General features: G+C 34.6%; 21 protein-coding genes. 8 read left to right on the forward strand and 13 right to left on the reverse strand.

The window, feature by feature from the left end; genetic code table 11:
* Positions 1–98 precede the first annotated feature (98 nt).
* Complete coding sequence (locus MKX31_RS14850; protein WP_000632414.1) at positions 99–449, reverse strand: glyoxalase superfamily protein; 351 nt, start codon at positions 447–449, stop codon at positions 99–101.
* Positions 450–462: 13 nt separating this feature from the next.
* Positions 463–1,155, reverse strand: coding sequence for a transcriptional regulator YeiL (gene yeiL / locus MKX31_RS14855; RefSeq protein ID WP_064475987.1), 693 nt, complete (start codon positions 1,153–1,155; stop codon positions 463–465).
* A gap of 109 nt (positions 1,156–1,264) precedes the next feature.
* Between yeiL and MKX31_RS14860 the strand changes: the two genes are divergently transcribed.
* The 3 genes from MKX31_RS14860 (at position 1,265) to MKX31_RS14870 (ending at position 2,773) form a co-directional block, all read left to right on the forward strand.
* Positions 1,265–1,711: a DMT family transporter gene (locus MKX31_RS14860; RefSeq protein ID WP_002096403.1), complete on the forward strand. Its 447-nt coding sequence runs from the start codon at positions 1,265–1,267 to the stop codon at positions 1,709–1,711.
* 13 nt (positions 1,712–1,724) lie between these two features.
* Positions 1,725–2,189, forward strand: coding sequence for a DMT family transporter (locus tag MKX31_RS14865; RefSeq protein ID WP_000965801.1), 465 nt, complete (start codon positions 1,725–1,727; stop codon positions 2,187–2,189).
* Between the two features lie 89 nt (positions 2,190–2,278).
* Positions 2,279–2,773 carry a hypothetical protein gene (locus tag MKX31_RS14870; protein WP_141547152.1) on the forward strand — a complete coding sequence of 165 codons (495 nt, stop codon included), beginning with the start codon at positions 2,279–2,281 and terminating at the stop codon, positions 2,771–2,773.
* Positions 2,774–2,813: 40 nt separating this feature from the next.
* On the opposite strand, the gene aiiA is transcribed toward MKX31_RS14870, so the two are convergent.
* Positions 2,814–3,566, reverse strand: a complete 753-nt coding sequence (gene aiiA, locus MKX31_RS14875) for a quorum-quenching N-acyl homoserine lactonase AiiA (protein WP_064475939.1) — start codon at positions 3,564–3,566, stop codon at positions 2,814–2,816.
* Between the two features lie 187 nt (positions 3,567–3,753).
* Here aiiA and MKX31_RS14880 point away from each other — a divergent pair, with 187 nt between their 5' ends.
* Positions 3,754–4,773, forward strand: coding sequence for a zinc-binding alcohol dehydrogenase family protein (locus MKX31_RS14880; RefSeq protein WP_088047455.1), 1,020 nt, complete (start codon positions 3,754–3,756; stop codon positions 4,771–4,773).
* 48 nt (positions 4,774–4,821) lie between these two features.
* Here MKX31_RS14880 and MKX31_RS14885 read toward each other — a convergent pair whose 3' ends face one another.
* Both MKX31_RS14885 and MKX31_RS14890 read right to left on the reverse strand, forming a co-directional pair.
* On the reverse strand, positions 4,822–6,213 hold the full coding sequence (locus MKX31_RS14885) for an amino acid permease (protein ID WP_064475941.1): 1,392 nt from the start codon (positions 6,211–6,213) through the stop codon (positions 4,822–4,824).
* 682 nt (positions 6,214–6,895) lie between these two features.
* On the reverse strand, positions 6,896–8,095 hold the full coding sequence (locus MKX31_RS14890) for a multidrug effflux MFS transporter (protein WP_064475942.1): 1,200 nt from the start codon (positions 8,093–8,095) through the stop codon (positions 6,896–6,898).
* A 364-nt stretch (positions 8,096–8,459) separates the two neighbouring features.
* On the opposite strand from MKX31_RS14890, the gene MKX31_RS14895 reads away from it, so the two are divergent.
* Together MKX31_RS14895 and MKX31_RS14900 are read left to right on the forward strand one after the other, a co-directional pair.
* Complete coding sequence (locus MKX31_RS14895; RefSeq protein WP_064475943.1) at positions 8,460–9,011, forward strand: DUF5823 family protein; 552 nt, start codon at positions 8,460–8,462, stop codon at positions 9,009–9,011.
* A gap of 105 nt (positions 9,012–9,116) precedes the next feature.
* Entirely contained in the window at positions 9,117–9,545 is a 429-nt protein-coding gene (locus MKX31_RS14900) for a cytidine deaminase (protein ID WP_064475944.1), read from the forward strand.
* A 110-nt stretch (positions 9,546–9,655) separates the two neighbouring features.
* Here MKX31_RS14900 and bshB2 read toward each other — a convergent pair whose 3' ends face one another.
* Positions 9,656–10,318: a bacillithiol biosynthesis deacetylase BshB2 gene (gene bshB2 / locus MKX31_RS14905; protein WP_000439468.1), complete on the reverse strand. Its 663-nt coding sequence runs from the start codon at positions 10,316–10,318 to the stop codon at positions 9,656–9,658.
* A 15-nt stretch (positions 10,319–10,333) separates the two neighbouring features.
* A complete protein-coding gene (locus MKX31_RS14910; protein ID WP_000407039.1) occupies positions 10,334–10,684 on the reverse strand; it encodes a YojF family protein in 351 nt (116 codons plus the stop codon).
* A gap of 262 nt (positions 10,685–10,946) precedes the next feature.
* Here MKX31_RS14910 and MKX31_RS14915 point away from each other — a divergent pair, with 262 nt between their 5' ends.
* The gene (locus MKX31_RS14915; RefSeq protein ID WP_340981050.1) at positions 10,947–12,272 is read left to right on the forward strand and encodes an ArsB/NhaD family transporter; all 1,326 of its coding nucleotides are present in this window, start codon (positions 10,947–10,949) and stop codon (positions 12,270–12,272) included.
* Positions 12,273–12,381: 109 nt separating this feature from the next.
* Here MKX31_RS14915 and MKX31_RS14920 read toward each other — a convergent pair whose 3' ends face one another.
* The 5 genes from MKX31_RS14920 to MKX31_RS14940 all read right to left on the reverse strand — a co-directional run bounded on the left by MKX31_RS14920 (position 12,382) and on the right by MKX31_RS14940 (position 16,456).
* Entirely contained in the window at positions 12,382–12,609 is a 228-nt protein-coding gene (locus tag MKX31_RS14920) for a hypothetical protein (RefSeq protein WP_001047302.1), read from the reverse strand.
* 98 nt (positions 12,610–12,707) lie between these two features.
* Complete coding sequence (locus MKX31_RS14925) at positions 12,708–13,259, reverse strand: GNAT family N-acetyltransferase (protein ID WP_064475946.1); 552 nt, start codon at positions 13,257–13,259, stop codon at positions 12,708–12,710.
* Between the two features lie 215 nt (positions 13,260–13,474).
* Positions 13,475–14,383, reverse strand: coding sequence for an iron-hydroxamate ABC transporter substrate-binding protein (locus tag MKX31_RS14930; RefSeq protein WP_000728221.1), 909 nt, complete (start codon positions 14,381–14,383; stop codon positions 13,475–13,477).
* Positions 14,384–14,404: 21 nt separating this feature from the next.
* On the reverse strand, positions 14,405–15,421 hold the full coding sequence (locus MKX31_RS14935; protein ID WP_340981051.1) for a FecCD family ABC transporter permease: 1,017 nt from the start codon (positions 15,419–15,421) through the stop codon (positions 14,405–14,407).
* Positions 15,422–16,456, reverse strand: coding sequence for a FecCD family ABC transporter permease (locus MKX31_RS14940; protein ID WP_098101894.1), 1,035 nt, complete (start codon positions 16,454–16,456; stop codon positions 15,422–15,424).
* A gap of 287 nt (positions 16,457–16,743) precedes the next feature.
* On the opposite strand from MKX31_RS14940, the gene MKX31_RS14945 reads away from it, so the two are divergent.
* The gene (locus MKX31_RS14945; RefSeq protein WP_064475949.1) at positions 16,744–17,508 is read left to right on the forward strand and encodes a DUF817 domain-containing protein; all 765 of its coding nucleotides are present in this window, start codon (positions 16,744–16,746) and stop codon (positions 17,506–17,508) included.
* A 123-nt stretch (positions 17,509–17,631) separates the two neighbouring features.
* Here the strand turns inward: MKX31_RS14945 and MKX31_RS14950 are convergent, their stop codons facing one another.
* Positions 17,632–18,669 (reverse strand): DUF4003 domain-containing protein, encoded by a 1,038-nt coding sequence (locus MKX31_RS14950; protein WP_149173708.1) that lies wholly within the window; start codon positions 18,667–18,669, stop codon positions 17,632–17,634.

Raw genomic sequence — 18,669 nt, forward strand, 5'->3', positions numbered from 1 at the left:
TTCACTGCTTTATGAACTACTCTTCATTACATTTATTTAATACGCAATTACACTGCACTCTCTCTAAAAAATTTATATATTAATCCCTTCCTGCTCTATCATCTCTCCTCATAAAATACGATTCTATTTGAAAACGGATCAATTACAGTTAATTCGATTGTATCCCAAGGTGTTTTTTCTATATTTGGCTTCGAATAAGCATATTCTTTACTTAATAATATAGAATGATAATCCTTTACATTATCTATTTTGACCCGAATCGCACCGCCTGGCGAAGCATCCCCATGATGTTCTGATAAATGTATTACAGCATCATGTAACGAAATTTGTATATATAATGGCATATGTTCCTCATACCGATGTTCCCAATCCATTTTAAACCCTAAAAAATCTATGTAAAATAGCTTTGCTTTTTCAACATCAAAAATTCTAAATATAGGTGTAATCATTTATTATCTCCTCCTATTTATAAACATCTGCCGCCAATTCCCTCAAAACTTCAACATTCACTACTTCAAAGCAACCATTGTTCTTTTTTATAATCTCTTTATCACAAAAAACATTTAATGTACGTAATAGGTGTCGATAACTCGTTCCTAACAATTCAGCTGTCTCTGTTAAATTCCCACTAAATACAATTCGATTTCCGTGCTGCACCGCTCGTTCCCCTGCTGCTAACATGTAACTCGCAAGTCTATTTTCAAGTGGATATAGTAAATTAATTGTACTATTTTTTGAAAGTCGATTTAACTTATGTGCTAACGATCCACAAATACATCGTAAAAATTTCGCATCATGAAATAGTTGATTTCTCACTTTTCCTAAAGGTAAACCAACACAATATGAATCTGCCATTACTTGTACGTTTGAAGCAGTCTTTTGAGAATGAATTAACTCCACATCTCCTAACAGCTGCAAACTATCATAAAAGCATAATAATACAGATTTCCCGTTACTTAATGTATTAAACGCTTTTGCTTTTCCTTCAACGAAGAAAAATAAATAATCTATCTCTTCATTTTCTCTACAAATAAACTCATTCTTTTTAAAAAATATGAGTTCCATATACGGTTTCATATCATTACTAAAAAATGAATCAATATTATTTTGTTTCATATAATGTGCTAATTTAATTGAATTACATACTTTCTTCATAGTTCCCCCGCCTTTACAACTACTCCCCATTGTAATCAAAATTTTCTCCTTCCACTATGACATATGTCATAGTAATACACAATTTCAGCATGATACAGTCATTACAAATATGAAATACAAAGGGGATATTACATTGTATAACTTTCTTTCTGTCTTTATTGGTGTGCTCATCGCCGTTATGCTTCCATTGAATGGGATTTTATCTGAGTTAATTGGCAAGTACACAGCGAGCGTTGTCATCCACCTTGTCGGTTTAATTGCAGTTATCTTCATTTTAATCATTAACAAAAATAAAATTTATTTTGATAAAAGCATTCCACTTTTTTTATATAGCGCTGGTGCGATTGGAGTATTCACTGTTCTTTTTAATAATATAAGTTTCTCCGTCCTTGGTGCCTCTATTACGATCGCATTAAGTTTACTCGGTCAATCTATCGCTTCCATCGTTATTGACCATTTCGGCTTATTAGGAATGAAAGTTGCAAAGTTTGAAAAGAAAAAACTAATTGGATTATGTTTCATCTCTTCCGGAATTATAATCATGACAATTTATTAATGGAGGCAAGAAAATGTTATATATTACTATCGCTATTTTAGCTGGTGTTTCTATCGTTGTTGCTAGAATTATTAACGCGAATTTAGCAGCGAAGATTGGAAATTGGGAAGGCACGTTTTTTAATTATATTACTGGATTATTTTTCTCTATGTTATTTTTAATTTTCAGTTCAGATTCATTTTATATTCCTAGCCATACGTTGCAATCTATTCCTATCGCTGTTTACTTAGGCGGATTAGTAGGCGTTATCGTCATCTCGTTATCGAACTATATTACGCCTAAAATATCAGCATTTTATTTAACGTTACTCATCTTTATCGGACAATTATTTGCGGGGACTATCATTGATTTCATCTTGTCACACGAACTATCAATGGGAAAAGTTGTCGGTGGCATTTTCGTACTAATTGGGCTAACTTACAATTTACTCGTAGATCGCCCTGTTAAAACTGTGCAGAATAACCAAGTTCAACTATAATACTTTACGCTTACCTATCATATATTAATAGAAAAGCTCTTTATACGAAGTAATAGAGAGGAGAATATTCTATTAAGAAAATCATTTTACTGCTCGGTAGCGCATTGATTATTTTTGGTATCGTATGGTTTTTAAACTCAGGGAAATCTATTCAAGATTTCTATACAGCAAATAAACCAAAGAAGAAAGCTACTATCATTTCAACTCAAAGAGACCCAAATGAGCCCCCTGTCTTTTTAGGAAAACAGGAAATAAAAGATATACATGTCGAGTCAATTAAAACAAAAAAAGATATCTTTCTCACAAAAACAGATGAATTAAAAACATTCATTAACAGTATGGATACCGCCAAAAAAGGAAAATTAACATTAGATGAAGAAGGATCAGATTTAATAGATTGTGATATGTGGATTACTTTCGAGGATGGAACTTATAAAAAATATTTCATATGGGTAGTTGATCATCACAGTAGTGAAGTAATGATCGCTCAGCAAGATACTCTTGATGATGTAAACCTTACGTACTATCAATTAAATGAAGATAATTCAAAAAAAGTTTATAACTTATTTAAAAAAATTATTTAAACGAAAAAGTCATGAGCAAATGAGCTCATGACTTTTTGCACTATATATATTCAGGGAACACTTTACATCCCTTTTCCTGCTCTATATCATGCCCAAAGAAAACAATTGGCTTCTCTTTTATCACAACTTCTTTTAAATGTTTAATTGAAGATAAAGCTAATTCTGGATCAAATCCAGCAAATGGCACTTCATTTTCAAAATTCTCTTTCGTATACGATGCATCAATCGTTAATAATACAGGACCGGATTTTTCTGTCTCAATTAATAGCGATTGATGCCCTGGAGTATGGCCTGGTGTATGCAATACTTGAACTCCTGGTACGACTTCATAATCCCCTTCAATGATTTTGTAGTTTAAATTCGGCAATATACATTCTTTCAAATATTCTTCGCTATGCTGCGCCGCCTCATATTCAGCACGCTGTACAATGATTGGTGTATTTATAAAAGCGCCATTTCCTCCTGCATGATCAAAATGCAAGTGAGAACTAATAATATAAAGAAGGTCATCCGGCTCATAACCAACCCGTTTTAAAATATTCACGATTCTATCTTCTTCAGTCATTTTCGGTAAAACCTGTCCTTCGACAAATGTACCGTTAAAAAGACCTTCATTATTAACTGCACTTTCTGGCATACCTGTATCTACTAAAATAGGCCCCTCTTCTGTCTCCAAAAGATAACACCATACAGGTAAGTTCAATAAATTTCCCGGTGTGAGCGTACTATTAACAGAAGAATGATCTAACATACAACGACCTGCTGGGATGAAATAAAGCTTTTTTACTGACATTATGTATCCACCTTTACATTTAATTTAAGATAAAGTAACACAGTAAATAATTCTGCTTTTTAGAAATAAACTCCTTCCACACTTTCATACCAGCATAAATAAAAAAGAGTGTACTTTTTTACATAATGGCATTTCACCATCTATAATAAAAGAGTAAATGACTCTTACTTTAATGGAGGGAATATAAATGAAAGCAATTGGTTTACATGAATACTTACCTATTGAAGAAGAAAACAGTTTAATTGATATTGAAGTTGAAAGACCTGTTGCTACAGGAAGAGATATACTCGTTAAAATTAACGCTATTTCCGTTAACCCAGTTGATACAAAAGTTCGCTCTCCGAAAGATAAAAAAGAAGATGTAGCGAAAATACTTGGCTGGGATGCAAGTGGTATTGTCGTACAAACGGGCGAAGGTTGTACGTTATTTAAAGAAGGCGACGAAGTGTTTTACGCTGGAAGCATTACGAGACAAGGTACATATAGTGAATACCATTTAGTTGATGAAAGAATCGTTGGTAAAAAACCAAAAACGTTAAGTGATGCTGAATCTGCAGCACTTCCTTTAACAGCTATTACGGCTTGGGAAGGTTTATTCGAACGTTTGGGAATTGATTATAATAAGAAAGATACAAATACATTTAAAAACATTTTAATTATCGGTGGAGCTGGTGGTGTAGGTTCAATTGCAATTCAACTTGCGAAATGGGCTGGACTGAATGTAATCACAACTGCATCTCGTAATGAAACAATACACTGGGTTGAAAAATTCGGTGCCGATTATATCGTTAACCATCACCAACCTTTACAAGATCAAATATTAGAGTTTGGGCTAAAAGATGTAGATTATATTTTCTGCTTAAACAATACAGATCAACATTGGCAAGCAATATGTGAGCTCATTAAGCCACAAGGAAAAATTTGCTCTATCGTAGAAAATGAACACCCTCTTGAAATGGGTATTTTAAAAAGTAAAAGTGCTACATTCGTTTGGGAGTTTATGTTTACAAAAGCGATGTATGAAACTGGCGACATGATTACGCAGCACGAACTATTAAATAAAGTAAGCGAACTTTTAGATGAAGGTATTTTAAAGACTACTTTAAATGAAACATTCACACCAATTAACGCTGAAAACGTAAAGAAAGCACATACACTGCTTGAAAGCGGAAGTACGATTGGGAAAATCGTTTTAGAGAAATTTTAATAACAAAAAGTCCGATTTTCATATGAGAAATCGGACTTTTTACTATCTTTATTTACTTGAAATCTCTTGATCATTTTGAACGTCTAACGGAGGTCGTTTCCCTATTCCGAAAGCATAGAAACTAATTGTTACGATAGCTAAGAAAACAATACCTACAACTAGTGAAATGCGTGTATCATCGTTAAACCACATTCCGATTAATACCATAATTAAAAAGGCAATTGTCAAATAGTTTGTAACAGGAGCAAATGGCATTTTGAACGGATGATCTTTCATCTCTGCCCCTTTTGCTTTTCTAAAGTTAATTTGACTAATTAAAATGACGAACCATGGTACCATACCAGGAAGTACACTCGCACTATATACATACACGAATAAATTTTTCGGTGCAATATAACTTAATACAACACCAACTGCTAAACCGATAATTACGCCAACTGTACCGAATAAAGGTACGCCATTTCCAGAAAGTTTCGTGAAATATTTCGGCGCTTGTCCATTTACACCTAACGTATAAAGCATACGACCCGCACTATAAATACCACTATTACAACCAGACATTGCCGCTGTAATAACAACGAAGTTAATCAGTCCAGCTGCTGCCGTAATACCAACCTTCGCAAAAGTTGCTACGAACGGACTACCAATTGTACTTAATTGATCCCATGGATACACAGTTACAATAACGAAAATAGCACCGATATAGAATATTAAAATACGCCAAATTGTACTTTGAATCGCTCTTGTAAGTGTCTTCTTCGGATCCTTCGCTTCACCAGCAGTAATACCAATTAATTCTACACCTTGGTATGCGCCAACTACAAGTGATAATGCAAAGAAGAATCCTGAAAAACCACCTGTAAAGAAACCGCCATTTGACCAAAGATTAGATATGCCAATCGCTTCTCCGCCGTTACCAATTCCAAAGAAAATAAGTCCAAATCCCGCAATAATCATTAATAGAATCGTAACGATTTTAATCATCGCAAACCAAAATTCAAATTCACCAAATGACTTAACAGAAATTAAGTTAGCTGCGCCAAGAATAACCATTGCGATTACGCCTGGTATCCAAGCTGGTAATTCCGGGAACCAATATTTCATATATGCTCCAACCGCAATAATTTCTGACATCCCAACGATAACCCACTGGAACCAGTTACTCCACGCTGTCATATAGCCAGCTAGCGGATGAATATACTTATGACCGAACGTCGCAAATGAACCTGTACTCGGCTCCATATACAACATTTCACCCATCGCACGCATAATGAAGAAGATAAAAATACCTGCAATTGCATACGCAAGCATTACTGACGGACCTGTCCATTTAATCGTGCTGGCTGACCCCATAAACAAGCCAACACCAATCGTTCCGCCTAAAGCGATCATTTGAATATGACGTGCTTCTAAACCTCTTTTCAATTCTTTGTTTGCCACTTCACTTCCCCCTCTTAGATGATTCATAGCCGCATTTTAAAACAAGATACTTTCCCCTAATTCCTTTCGGCCCTGAAAATGATGAAGCAAACGTCATTTCAGACTAACTTTAAAGCTATCCTAAAATCGTTTTTTGCCTCTTACAAAATTCTCAAAACCTTTCATCTTCCAATATTCTATAAATCTTAAAATTACTTACCTTATATTAATTCATTTGTCTGAAAAGTTCAATTATTTTTTCGGTAAATCATTATACATAGTCTGATTAATTTTTAACTAAATTAACAATAAAATACATCTATTCAATATGATTCCGGTATGAATATTATTACAGTATAAATAACCGAGGAAGATAGGGTCTCCTCGGTTTCATACCGCATATACTTCACTAATTATAGTTTGCACTATAATTACTTTCACATGCAATTAACACATCACGCAAAAATTTAATATATTAGTAGAACTACATAGTAACTAGCTTCTCTATCCCATCTCCTACTTTAAGAAATACATCACTACACTTAAAACAATCAACAATACACCGGAAAGCGGAAAACTTTTCTCTTCAGCTTTTATCTTCCCCTCAACAATACCTTTAATTTTTGTTCGTATATCCACTAATCATCTTCATAAAATATAAAAGAGTCTCATTAAAAAATGAGACTCTTTTACCATTTCATATTTAAATCATTTTTGAAGTTTGTTTACCTAAAATAAACACTTTAGTAAACAACATCATGATAACTACTATAACCAGAAAATAAAGTGGCATCACCAGTAACGAGCCCGTATGCAGCTGGCTCATTCCCCAAATTGTCATTGTTACAATTACATAGTATCCTAAGCTAAACAATGCTCCGGCTGTACCAATGACATCTTGAAAATCTACTAATGCTAAACTTAAACAGTTAGGTAACGCTATCCCAATTCCTAATAGCAATATAAACATCGCTACTAAAAATCCAATCATATATATTATGTTTGGATTTGATCCCAGTGAAGTAATAACAGATAAAAGGATAGCTCCCCCAGTCATTACAAGACAACCGATATATATAATCTTCTCTGGTTTATATGTGGCAAGCAATCGTTTTGAAACTTTCGCTCCAATAATAGAAGCAGAAGCAACAACAATTCCTAGAAGTCCATACATACTAGGCGATAACTGAAAGTATTCAATAAAGATAAACGGCGCTTCTGCATAATAGCTAAATAAAACACCATTCGCTCCTCCAATTAATAACCCGTATGTTACTACTTTCGGATTTGTAATCAATCGTTTTAAAACAGAAAACACATTGATTTTATTCGTTATTGCGTTCGTCTTTGTTTCGGGAAGAGAAACAAACGTATACAGCAAAATTCCAATGCTCATAACTACTAAACTCAAAAATACGATTTTAAATCCAAACATTTGATCAAGAAAGCCACCAATTAATGGTCCTATCGCTGGAGTAAAAGCAATGACTGCCGAGATTTGAGCAAACATAACATGCCTCTTATGCCCTTCTACACTTTCACGAAGAATCGTTTGTGTAACAACAGAGCCAGCACTTGCTCCAAACGCTTGAATAAAACGACTTAGCAATAAAACTTCAATGGAATTTGCAATAAAGCATAAGAAACTACCTACACCATATATTACAATTCCAAATAACATTGCCGGGCGACGGCCAATTATATCCGATAACCATCCAATAAAAAATACACCTAAAGCAAATCCAGCGAAATACACACTAAGAGTTAACTGTACCTCATTATTACTTACATGTAGCGCCTTTGAAATGTCAGGTAAAGACGGTGTGTAAATCGTTTCACTAATTTGCGGAAATGCCACAAGAATAATCATTAACAAAATTGATGGTACTGAGACTTTTTTCATTTTTCATACCCTCCTATAACTTTGAAAATCTCAGAAATAAAAAGACTTTCCTAAGCTACGGAACAGGAGGGGCCATTATAGAAATTCGATCATAAAACAACAAAAAAAACACCTCAATTACGTATGTTAATACTTATAGGAGGGTAATATTAACATTAATTTTTAAATATACTTTTTCAATTATATTACATATTGCGGTTCTTTTTCTAGTGTTGAGTCTTGGAGGTTTTGTAAAAAAGACAACTTGATACCACTACCTTTTTATGGAATAATTATAAATAGTTTGAATTTACAGATCTGTTTATGAAACGATAAACTAGCATATTTTAATGTCGCAAAGCTTACAAACAGGAGGCCTTTCGTAATGATTGAAATTTTAAGGACAGTAATAAATTTCCTGATTGCTCTATTCTCAGGAGAATTACCAATTGTATATTATGTGTGGATTATTACCCTATTCCTAATTCAAATAAGCCAATCTACTCTGAATTATAAACTCTTTAATAAGAAAGATAATTTCAGCACTTATACATCGGAAGGATTACTTGCTTTTATTATTTTATTATTTGGAGGTATGTTAGTATCTAAGTTACTTGCTTACATAATAGACGATCCTACTATTAGTATGACAAATGTAACACATTATTTTATTTCTCTTATTATATTAACTATATTTGTCGTCATAAGCTGTCTTAAAGATTTTATAGAAACATCTATCAAAAATAAAAATTTGTCTCTTTTTAGCTTTTTAGTAGTTTCCTTAATAACAAGTATACTTTCATTCAAATTTTTATCACTTTTAATCGAAGGTTCTTTTTCTCTTTCTAAATCTTTTATAAACACTTTAATCATTCTTGTAACTATATCAATTCCTCTATTAATTGCCTTAGAGGAAAAGTATGCAGATGAAAAATAATTCTTGAATTTATAGTTTGAAATTGAGTGTCTATTCTTTTTTAACGGTATTACTATAAAAATAACAGTCATTGAATCGAAAATTAAGCAGAAATGAGGACTACAATTGAGCATTGAACAACAATTATATGAAGCAGTGAAAAATTTAATTGAACAAAGGTATCCGCATAATTGGGGCGGAGCTGCAGCAATCCGTGTAGAAGATGGATCCATTTATACAAGTGTGGCCCCTGACGTAATAAACGCTTCAACAGAACTTTGTATGGAAACAGGTGCAATTTTAGAAGCTCATAAATTTCATAAGAAAGTTACACATTCTATTTGTCTTGCAAGGGAAAATGAGCATTCTGAATTAAAAGTATTATCACCTTGTGGTGTATGCCAAGAACGTTTATTTTATTGGGGACCAGAAGTACTATGCGCCATTACAAATTCTAAACAAGATATTATTTTCAAACCGTTAAAAGAGTTGCAGCCATACCATTGGAGCGAAGCATATCATGATGAATTTACAAAAGAATGGAGTACACGATAAAGTGAAGGTTACTCTCAAATAGCGGAGAATAAAGATTATTCACTAAAAAAGCACCGTCACAAATGACGGTGCTTTTTCTATGTAAGAGCTACTAGAAGTTTCCTTCTAGCCTACTCCCATTTATAAGTCCAAAATTGTTCAAGTTGCAGCCATTTTAACGTTGCTGCATCTTTATTTTTGATTTTTGCATGTGTTTCTTCTAACATCGCTTCTGTTTGTGAACGATGCGCACCTAGTGCAGCTAATTTATGCTCGAATACTTCACTAATATTATTTACAACATCCGGCTCACCTAATACAGCTTCGCGATTTCTCGTAATCGCAACTGCATGAATGACTGGACGTTCTTCTTTTTGCATACGTGATACAGCACGAACGACTGCGCGGCCAAATGCATCATGATCTGGATGTACGCCGTGCTCTGGATAAAATGTAATAATTCGAGATGGATTTACTTCTTGAATGATTGCTTCAATTTTATCTGCAACGAAATCAACATCTTCAAATTCTAACGTTTTATCATGAAAACCAAGCATTCTTAAATCTTGAATTCCCATCGCTTCACATGCATCTTTTAATTCTTTTTCACGGATATTTGGAATCGTTTCACGGTTAGCGAATACATTTTTCCCCATGTTACGTCCCATTTGTCCTAAAGTACCACATGCATACGTTACAGGTACTCCTTGATCTGTTAATAAGCGAATTGTTCCTCCCGCCGCAAATGCTTCATCATCTGGATGCGGAAATACAACAAGTACATGTCTCTCCATAAGTTTCCCTCCTTCTTACTTAAATGGTGTTAAGCTTAACTCAAGTGCAACTGCTAAGCGGCCTTGGTTATCATGCCCTGCTAGTAATAAACGCTCTTTATCGTCTACTTCCCAGTGCGTAATACCTTCTGCATATACCCAGCCATGATCCATTTTCAAACCAACTCGGTATGGATTCGTTCCAGTAATCTTCCCGCGCTCAAAGCGAATAATTGCATTTCGAATGAATGCTCCAACTGTCATCATCTTTTCGTTAAAGTGTGACGCATACGCTCCGTTCGTTGTTTCTAAATGAATATATACATCTTTATTTACAAAACGTTCAATTTCATTTTGAATAAGAGAACTATCTTTTACTATTTCCATCGGAATTCACCTCTTTAAACCATTTTACGCAAAAATAATGTAAATTGCTATCTCTATATTAGAGGACAATGCTCACTTTTCCTAATAATTTGCACTGTGTTTTTTATATTTTTTATATGATATGTAAAAATCATATTTTTTCCTTCACTTTGTTAAATAGTTTTCTTTCTTTTTTGAATTTGCTACAATATATTTTATCCCGTATTAATAAAGCGAGATACATTTCGACAATTGAATACATACTTTAAAGAAGGTGACATGATTGGAACAATCAGCACATGAAGTAGCAAATTGGCAATATTATTTTGCAATTGCCGTATTTTTAATCACGTACGGATTTATTATTTCTGAGAAATTGAATCGTGCTGTAATCGCACTATTCGGCGCTGCTATTATGATTATTTTTGGAGTTGTAGATTTACATACCGCTTTCACATCACATATTCAATGGGAAACAATCACCCTTTTAATTGGGATGATGATTCTCGTACATATTACGAGTCAATCAGGCGTATTTGAATTTGTGGCTATTAAAGCAGCTAAGGCAGCTGGTGGAAAACCAATCCGCATTTTATTATTACTATCTTTATTAACCGCAGTTGGTTCTGCATTTTTGGACAACGTAACAACCGTCTTATTAATCGTACCTGTTACAATATCCATTACACGTATTTTAAAAGTAAACCCTGTTCCTTATTTGATTTCAGAAGTGCTATTTTCAAATATAGGCGGAACAGCAACATTAATCGGTGACCCACCGAACATTATGATTGGATCAGCAAATAAGCATTTAGACTTTAATGCCTTTTTACTAAACTTAGCTCCAATCGTAATTATTATTTCTATTGTTACACTTGGCATTATTTACTTTATGTATCGTAACAAACTAAAAACAACACCTGAGCAAATTAAAATATTAATGGCATTGAACGAAAAAGATTATATTAAAGATCAAAGCCTCCTTTTAAAATCCATTTCAATTTTAGGACTAACTATTTTAGGCTTTGTACTTCATTCGATTATTCATGTAGACGCTGCGGTTATCGCGATGACAGGCGCTACAATTCTTATGCTAATTGGCGTAAAAGAACATGATATTGAAGATGTATTTGCCCACGTTGAATGGGTAACCATTTTCTTCTTCGCTGGATTATTCGTTCTCGTTGGCGGGTTAATTGATATCGGGCTCATTTCTTCACTCGCTAAAGAAGTGCTCGACGTAACGAACGGTGATATCGGTTTCGCTGCGATACTTATCTTATGGGTATCAGGCATTGCATCTGCAACAATTGACAATATCCCATTTGTCGCAACGATGATACCACTTATTCAAGATTTAGCTACAGGACTCGGATTATCTGTCGACTCTCCGCAAATTGAAGTACTATGGTGGGCGTTATCACTTGGGGCTTGCTTAGGAGGAAACGGAACATTAATCGGAGCATCCGCAAACGTAGTCGTTGCTGGTATTGCAAAACGTGAAGGACATGCTTTCTCGTATATGGACTTCTTAAAAATTGGTTTACCGTTAACTATTATTGCATTATTACTATCACATGTTTATATATATTTACGTTATTTAATGTAATAGTTGTAGTGGGTGAAATTATATCGATGATTCTACAGAGAATATCGACTTACCGACAAATAACGAAAATGAAAAAGGTATGCAGCTAAATTGCATACCTTTTTTTCGTTCACCAAAATATACCGATAATTGCTAATCCACCTAAAATCATACCGCCAATTTGTCCAACGATTGCTGGCGATAATTGAACACCTTTTCTCACTTCAACAACCGGTCTTTCGTGCCTTAGTTGCTGCACTTCACTTTGAAGTTGATGTACACTTCCGTGTAATTCTTTAATTAGTTCCTTCAATTCAGCGACCTCTTCATTTACTGGTTTTGCTTTTTCTAAATTCATTTTGCATAACTCCTTATAAAATCAATCAGTGCACTGTAAAATTTCGCCAATTACTGGTATATCTCCTGCATACTACATATATAATATGGAATGTATTTTTAATCTTGCAGCTCTATCCATTCCTCCCGCAATATCCCCATAATGATACGATCAAAACATTTCCCATCTCTTTGCACCGCTTCTCTCATACAGCCTTCCATCTGAAAACCCATCTTTTTATATAACTTAATAGCAGCTTTGTTATAAGAAATAACATCAAGACCGACGCGGTGTAAATTCAATTCATAAAATGCATAATTTAATATAAGATTGATTGCTTCTCTTCCATATCCCTTCCCTCTATCATTTCCCTCTCCTATACCAATGGCTAATAAACCCATTCTGTTATTCCACTCTATGCCATGAATCGCCACAAAACCAATTAAGCGATCATCTTGAACTGTCCTTACCATGAAAGAAACACTATTCGATCTTCGTCCTTTTAATAGCCCATTACTTGCTATTTCTTGTATCGATTGCGGGAATGCTACATCTGTATCTACATTTCTTAAATACTCACTATCTTCTTGCCACATAGCCATTACTTCAGCATCCGCTTCTCTAATAGCTGATAATTTAATCGTTTTATTTTGAAAAAGATTCATTGTCATTTCAAACTCCCCCTTTATTAAATAACGGGGATACTTATTTCAGCCTATTTATCCCCTCGTTCTATAAACTGCTTTATACACGAGATACTTACAATAAGCGCTGACATTGGCACATCTCCTCTACATTAAATTACATTCATTGTATAATTTTTCATTTATTCTAACAATAAAAAAGACCCCCAAATTTAGAGGATCTTCCTAACAACGAATCGATATTATTTCGTAAACATTTTCTCCGCTTCATCCATTGCCATTTTGTTACCTAAAGCAGAATAGTCAAGCCATGGTTGGTCATTGATAATGTATACATGCTTGCCTTTAACAGCTTTTAAGTCTTTCCAAATTGGTGTTTCTTGAAGTTGCTTAAATGCAGCTTTTGCCTTATCATCTCTGTTTACAACAACGAAAATAGCATCTGCATCAAAGTCAGGTAATACTTCTTGTGAAATGACTTCAAAAGGACGGTTTCCATCAATTTTCTCTACACCATTTGCAGGCTGTAATCCTAAGTCTTGGAATAAAATTGGTCCCATCGGTCTTTTCGTACTAAATACACGTAATTCTTTTGCGGTAACGCGAATTGCCATTACTTTTTCATTATTACCTAGCTCTTTATCTATTAAATTTTTTACTCGTTTTGATTGCTCTTCGTAATCTTGAATATATGTATCCGCTTCTTTCTCACGGTTTACAAGTTTACCAACTTGTTTTAAATGATCTCTCCACGTACCTTCATCTAAATTGAAAGTATGCGTTTTTGCAATTTTTTCGTATTTCGCTACATCTTTGCCAGCGTATTTTTCATCAACATAAATTTCAGATGGCTTTAATTGAAGTAATGCTTCCATATTTGGATCAGTTACAACACCAAGTTTCTTCGTATCTTTCAGTTGTTCTTTTGCATGCGGTAAGAAATCTTTTAAATCTCCACCAATTACAGAACCTACTGGTGTAATTCCTAATGCAAGTAAATCATTTGTTAAGTGAATAGACATTGAAGCAATTTTTGGGTCATTACTTTTTTCCGTTTTTTTCGTTGCCTCTTCATTAGCTTTCGTTTGACCACATGCTGCTAATACTAAAATACACATCATGCTAAATAAAATAGTAAGTTTCTTTTTCATATGTTCTCCTCTTTGAAGTATTTATTTTGTTTTTGTAAGTAAATAAAGAAAATACGGTGCTCCTAAAGCGGCCACTACTACACCAGCTGGAATAGAGTTTGGCTCAAATATAGAACGACCTATCGTATCTGCTAGCACTAAAATAATCATTCCGATAATACCAGCTAAAAGAAGAAAGTGTTGATATGTAGTACCTACTAACTTTCTGGCGATATGCGGAGCAACTAAACCGATAAAACCAATCCCTCCAGCCATCGATACACTCGCACAAGACAATCCAACCGCTGTAGCTAAAAGTAGTAACCGTTCTTTTTGAACAGAAACTCCAAGTCCTGCTGCCACACTATCACCTAGTGACAATGCATTTAACGTTTTAGATTTTAGCCATGCATATGGAGTTAGTATGAAAATCCAAGGTAATAATGCAAGGACATGAATCCAATCCCTTCCCCACACGTTACCAACTAACCATCTAGAAGCGAATGTATACGTTTCATCATTTAACTTAAGAGAGAAAAATAACGAAATCGCACTAAATCCAGCTGAAACTGCAATACCAACAAGAATAAGTCGAATAGGAAGTAAACCTTTTGACCGATCACTCGCAAGTATAATAATTAAAAATGCAGCTAGCATTCCCCCGCCAAATGTAAATAACGGTATTAAAATCGATGCATTCTCATTAATAGAATGAAAGAAAGTAACAAATATAATTAGCCCGAAAGATGCACCTGAATGTAATCCGAGGATACCAGGATCGGCCAGCGCATTGCGAGATAACCCTTGCAAAATCGCACCAGAAATCCCAAGACCAATACCTGCTAACATTGTGATTATAATTCTTGGCATACGATAATCGTATAGCACTGTTGCGCTCTCAAAATCACCATAACCGAAAAGCGTTTGAATTACTTTGAGCGGCGCTATGCTCAATGTCCCTGTATTTAAACTAATTAAAATTACAGCGATACTAATACAACCGAAAATTGTAGTTACAGTAATAGCTCTCTTTTTATCCGTGTTCAAAATCTTCTTCACTTACAACTCCCTCCCAACTTTACGTGCTATATAGAGGAAGAACGGAACTCCAACAAGAGCTACCATAATTCCTATCGCAAGTTCTTTAGGAGGATTTACTGTTCTTGCTCCTAAGTCAGCTAAAACTAATAACATAGCTCCTAATAATGCTGACATAGGAATAATGAGTCGATAATTCACACCAACTAATTTTCTAGCAATATGCGGGATAACTAGTCCTACAAACCCAATAGAGCCAACAGCTGAAACAGATACACCAGCAAGAATGACTACTATAATCATCCCTAGTATTCTCGTTCGGTTCGTTTTTACTCCTAAATTCGTAGCAACATCATCCCCCATTGATATGAGTGAAATAGATCGCCCTAACACTGTCGCAAAAACAATCGTTATGAGAATAATAGGAACTAAAAATTTCAAGTGTTCCCACTTAACTCCTGCAACACCACCAGCGTACCAAAACGCTAAATCTTGGCTTAAATCATAATAAATTGCAACACCTGAACTTAACGAATGTAAAAGTGCGGCCATAACTGCTCCAGCAATCGTTAACCTCATCGGTGTTAACCCACCTGAAGTAGCCGATCCGATAATAAAAATGAGTACTGTACTTAAGACTGCTCCAATAAAGGAAACAATCATCAAATAGGAATACGGCATATGCGGGAAAAAGGCAAAACTAAGTGCTACTACAAACATCGCACCTGCATTTATTCCGAGTACACCCGCATCCGCTAAAGGATTTCGTGTTACCCCTTGCATTACAGCCCCAGCGACTGCAAAAGCAGCTCCTACAACCGCTGCGCCAATTACCCTTGGGAGCCTTAATTCATAAATAATTTGGTGCTGCGTTAATTTCGGATTATAATCAAAAACCGCTGCCCATACTGTTTGCAAATGAATATCCTTTGCACCAAATGCAACGGCCAAAAATATAGACCCAATTAAACATAAAATTGTTAAGCTCATGAAACATATGAACTTAATATGTATCCAGCGATTATTGCTAGCATATACAGCAGGCTTATGTAACATGTTTCATTTCATCCTTTATATTCAGTTGTTTTTTATAATTATTTTTTATTTATAATTATCATTGATAATAATTATCATTATCATTTTCATTTTCATTTAGATATTATATCCTCACTTTTTTTAAATAGCAAACTATTTTTTCACTTTGTTAAATATTAAAATACTTATTACAATTCCTTTCTAAAACTTACAAATACATGCAAAATAGACTACTGGCTTATTTTTAAAATTGTAGTATACTTAGTCATTATTTCGAGTTTTCTAACAAAAATATCGAAGGTGACACAATGTTCTATATAAAACAACTATTACACTTCACTTACGAGCAAGCATTATCTTGCTTATTCCCAGTCGTTATTTTCTTAACACTAGCCCTTTCAAAAATAGTTTCTATCCCAGGGTTATACCGCTACGATTTCATACTCATCGTATGTCTTCTTATGCAGTGGATTATGTACAAGACTGGGCTTGAGACGAAAGACGAATTAAAAGTAATTACTGTCTTCCACCTCATCGGCCTTCTACTAGAAATATATAAAGTACATTTCGGTTCATGGAGTTATCCGGAAGAGGCATATTCAAAAGTTTTTGGAGTTCCACTTTACAGCGGTTTTATGTACGCAAGTGTTGCAAGTTACATATGCCAAGCGTGGAGAAGATTGCATTTACAAATGCATCATTGGCCGAAAGCTATTTTTGCCGTGCCGTTAGGAGCAATGATTTACTTTAATTTTTTTACACATCATTTTTCATATGACTTTAGATGGGTGTTAACTGTTCTTTTATTCATCGTTTTCTTTCGAACATTTGTAGAATTTTCATTACGAGGTGTTACATATAAAATGCCACTCGTTCTCTCCTTTTTCCTTATTGGTTTCTTTATTTGGATTGCAGAGAACATCGCAACTTTTTTCGGAGCATGGCAATATCCAAATCAACGGGAAGCGTGGAATCTCGTTCACTTAAGCAAAATTAGCTCATGGTTTTTACTCGTTGTTATTAGCATTATGATTGTTACACAACTCAAACGTTTGAAGGAGTCCAAAAAATAACGCTGATTATGTAAAAACAGGTAGCCCATCACTCATTAGAGAGTGATGGGCTTTTTTAATAATATTTTTTAAACCGTCCTTATCAAAGGAGTTATAAATTACAAGAGCATACGCAATTGCACATTATGAACTAGTACTAGCAGAAGATGTTGCAGCAGATGAAGCAGCAATCGTTGCCATCATAGCTGCCTGTTGTGCTTGTATGAGGACTTCTATCATAGTTTGTAAACCTGTGTTGGTAGCTTTACTTTCCTCACCTTTCTGACTTACGAACAGTTGAATAGCAATAAGAATATTCGCATCTGTATGCCAACGGAATAATTTCTCTCCCTGCAATTTTTCAATCAACGCTTTAATAGCATGAACCTCTTTTTCTCCATCCTCAAGTAACGCTAGTAGCCCGATAGCTGGGTAATGCATCTGTTTCACTTTAACTTTTTCTTGTTTTAACAACTTCCATATGTTTGTACATGTTGCAACTAACATTTCTTCACGGACATCCTTCTTTAGTGAGAGGATATGACTTAAAAACTGAAGATCATTCCCTTTACGCAAACCAGCTTTCGCTAGTTTCTGATACAGACGTTCTACTCGGTCCATAAGTGTTTCTACATTCTCTGATTGTCCTGCTAGTAAAACTGCGAGCGGATAATCATTTGTACCTGTAAGAAAAAGATGATCCTCTTTCATGCGTTTATATACTTGCATCGAACGCTGAATGTGCGTGCCATGCTGTTCATTTTCTTCTGTTAAAAGCACAGCAGCTGCGAGATAAGTAAATATACTTCGGCTAAAACCACCAGCAACCAATTGTTCATATAAATCTAAAAACTTCCGAAAAGCTTTCTTGTAATCTGTAAAGTGAATATCTAATGTTGCGGCCACAACAAAGCGATGATAAGACTTTAAGTATGAAAACATCCCTACCTGATTCTTAATATAACTACTAATTTCTAAAAAACGTCCGAGATCTAACAATTTATCACTACCTGCATACATAGCAGCAATCATCATTCCTGTTCGAGAATCACTCGTTTTCCATTTTAGTTCTCCCTTTATCTGTGCATATGTATGTGTGTATTGCTCCAACTTTTGTTCTAATGTAATCATAGTATTCACCCCTATTTCTAGTTCTTCTCTATTATTATACTTATATTTCAT

Origin of the sequence: Bacillus sp. FSL M8-0063, assembly GCF_038005545.1 — a bacterium.
In the GTDB taxonomy this organism is placed as follows: Bacteria; Bacillota; Bacilli; order Bacillales; family Bacillaceae_G; genus Bacillus_A; species Bacillus_A wiedmannii.